The 2,612-nt window shown below is 51.2% G+C and carries 3 protein-coding genes; 1 reads left to right on the plus strand and 2 read right to left on the minus strand.

The features are described from left to right. Window positions 1–70 precede the first annotated feature (70 nt). Window positions 71–289 carry a hypothetical protein gene (locus ACOKCT_RS22860; protein WP_198129632.1) on the plus strand — a complete coding sequence of 73 codons (219 nt, stop codon included), beginning with the start codon at window positions 71–73 and terminating at the stop codon, window positions 287–289. A 290-nt stretch (window positions 290–579) separates the two neighbouring features. Here ACOKCT_RS22860 and ACOKCT_RS22865 read toward each other — a convergent pair whose 3' ends face one another. Further along, the gene (locus ACOKCT_RS22865; RefSeq protein WP_013772937.1) at window positions 580–765 is read right to left on the minus strand and encodes a Rop family plasmid primer RNA-binding protein; all 186 of its coding nucleotides are present in this window, start codon (window positions 763–765) and stop codon (window positions 580–582) included. A 365-nt stretch (window positions 766–1,130) separates the two neighbouring features. Beyond that, window positions 1,131–1,358 (minus strand): YgdI/YgdR family lipoprotein, encoded by a 228-nt coding sequence (locus ACOKCT_RS22870; RefSeq protein WP_021243043.1) that lies wholly within the window; start codon window positions 1,356–1,358, stop codon window positions 1,131–1,133. Window positions 1,359–2,612 lie beyond the last annotated feature (1,254 nt).

Here is a 2,612-nt window from a genome sequence, read left to right on the forward strand (position 1 = left end):
TTTTTTTTTTCATCCCTGCCCGCTACCCTGTAAACCTTTCTTCTGCGTTGCCGTTAACAGTAGGTAAGCCATGTTTGGTTTTTCTTCCGGAGCCCTGATGACTCTTAGTGATGATGAGCGACACCTGCTTGTGTCCGTTGTTTCGGTCTGGCTACGGCGTGCCGGAGGGGATGCCGGAGCCATGATGCTGGATGCATACCGGCAGATTTTGTCTGAAACCGAACCGGCCGTAAGGACTGTCATGCTCGAATTTCTTGAATCCGTTCGCATTCATTACATTTCGTCCTGAGCATTTTCTGTATTTCTGTCCATACTTAAACGAGGCGGCCGTCACGGACGGTGGTCGTCGTTCCATGATGCTGTTATGGACGAGTGAGAGTAATCTAATCTAACTTGATTGAGTTCCGGGCGTGCCGCCCGGTTTTTTTTGCTGTTTCCCGGTGTCCGTTCCGGGACAGGATGTGCATTTGTAATACCGCGCACGCGCCGGCATCACAAATACCCTGGTCAGGGCTGCGCCCCGACACCCCGCCATCGCCTCACGGCCGCGCACTGAATTGCGCACCCGTTCACCGATTTTCACGCATTTTCCTCGCCTATCTGTGCGTTCAGCATGGCGTAAAGCGCTTCGGCCTGATCGTGCAGGTGCTCACAGCAGCCGGCAGCCTCATCCAGATCCATCTGCTCGAGCCGCTCAAGGAGGAGAAGTGTCTGTGCGCGGATAAATTTGGCCATATTGAGGGCGGCGGATTCCTGTCTGGTCACTGGTGATTTTCCCCGTCTGGTGATGATTTTTGCGTGAAAAGAGCATGGCGTCATTCTGGTGCATAGTCATGCATGCCGTTAAAATTTAACAGGCGCGTTTCTGACGGGTTCCGGGGTGGTTTGTTGTGGTTTTTGTCATGGTTTCGTCAGGAACGCGCTGAACGCGTCTCAGGCGGTGCGGGCAACGGATGTTATGGTAAATTCTTGGGGGCTTGATTATAAAATACCGCACTTCCTCTTATGTCTTGTGCTTTTTAGACAACCCTGAAAGCTTTTAGCTTTGGTGATGCAATTTGCTGGGATTTTGGCGGAGAACCACAGGTAAAGAAAAAGGCCACATTAGCGGCCTTTTTCGGAGAAGATGCTCAGTGCGGAATTTCGGAGACTTCTTTAACGTCGGTTTTATTGATCTGCTGTTTGACACCATTCGCGTCTGTATAGCCAAGCAGGCCTGAGTCTGATTCTTTAGGTTTGCCGTCGCTGACAATAGTGCGACCGTCATTGGTGTGTATGGCATAGCTTGTGCGCGTGCAGCCGGTGAGGGCTGAAAGCGCAACTGCCGCTGCGAACACTGAAACAAAAATCTTTTTCAAAGCCAGCTCCTTTTATCCATATCAGTTTTGGTCACTAACCATCTAACTATAGGTCATTTTTTATGTGAAAAGAGGCTTGATGGTGGGCTGTATATCGAGTTAGGCGCGAGGTGCTATGGTCAAAGTGTGGTGTCAGGCGGGGAGGAGGCTTATATGAGATGTAATCCGGCCGATACATATACCAAGATGATTTAAGTATTCCTCTTTGTGAGGTTGGATGTCTAATTTATAAAGGATCTTCTTGAGATCCTTTTTTTCCGCGCGTAATCTCTTGCCCTGTAAACGAAAAAACCACCCTGGCAGGTGGTTTTTCGAAGGTTAGGTAATCCTGGCAGATCCCCTAACCGTGGTAACAGTCTTGTGCGAGACATGTCACCAAATTTGTCCTTTCAGTGTAGCCTCACTAAGGCCGCCACTTCAAGAACTCTTGAGACATCTCTCGCACATCCTGTTTGCCAATGGCCGTTGCCAATGGCGATTAGTCGTGTCTTTCCGGGTTGGACTCAAGTTGATAGTTACCGGATAAGGCGCAGCGGTCGGACTGAACGGGGGGTTCGTGCATACAGTCCATCCTGGAGCGAACTGCCTTCCCGGAACTGAGTGTCAGGCGTGGAATGAGAAACCGCGGCCATAACAGCGGAGTGACACCGGTAAACCGAAAGGCAGGAATGCGGGGGAGCACGAGGGAGCCACCAGGGGGAAACGCCTGGTATCTTTAAGCCGCATCGGGTTTCGCCACCACTGATTTGAGCGTCAGATTCTGTGATGCTTGTCAGGGGGGCGGAGCCTATGGAAAAACGGCTTTGGCGCGGCCTTATGCTTTCTTCGTTAAGTATCTTCCTGGCATCCCCCAGGAAATTTCTGATCCATCCGTAAGCCCGTCCCGCTCGCCGCAGCCGAACGACCGAGCGGAGCGAGTCAGTGAGCGAGGAAGCGGAATATATTCTGTATCACATTTTCTCCTGACGCGTTTTCTTTCACTTTCTGCGCCTGTCTTATGTGGCATTAATGCTATGTGTTACTGCCATGCTACATCTTAAGCCAGTATACACTCCGCTAGTGCTCCGTGACTGGTCCGGCGCTGCGCCCGGAACCCGCCTGTACCGGTTCAGCAGCCGTTCCGGCCTGACTGCAATTTTTTTTTTTCATCCCTGCCCGCTACCCTGTAAACCTTTCTTCTGCGTTGCCGTTAACAGTAGGTAAGCCATGTTTGGTTTTTCTTCCGGAGCCCTGATGACTCTTAGTGATGATGAG

Origin of the sequence: Leclercia sp. M-A074-M (assembly GCF_965195605.1) — a bacterium.
In the GTDB taxonomy this organism is placed as follows: domain Bacteria; phylum Pseudomonadota; class Gammaproteobacteria; order Enterobacterales; family Enterobacteriaceae; genus Enterobacter.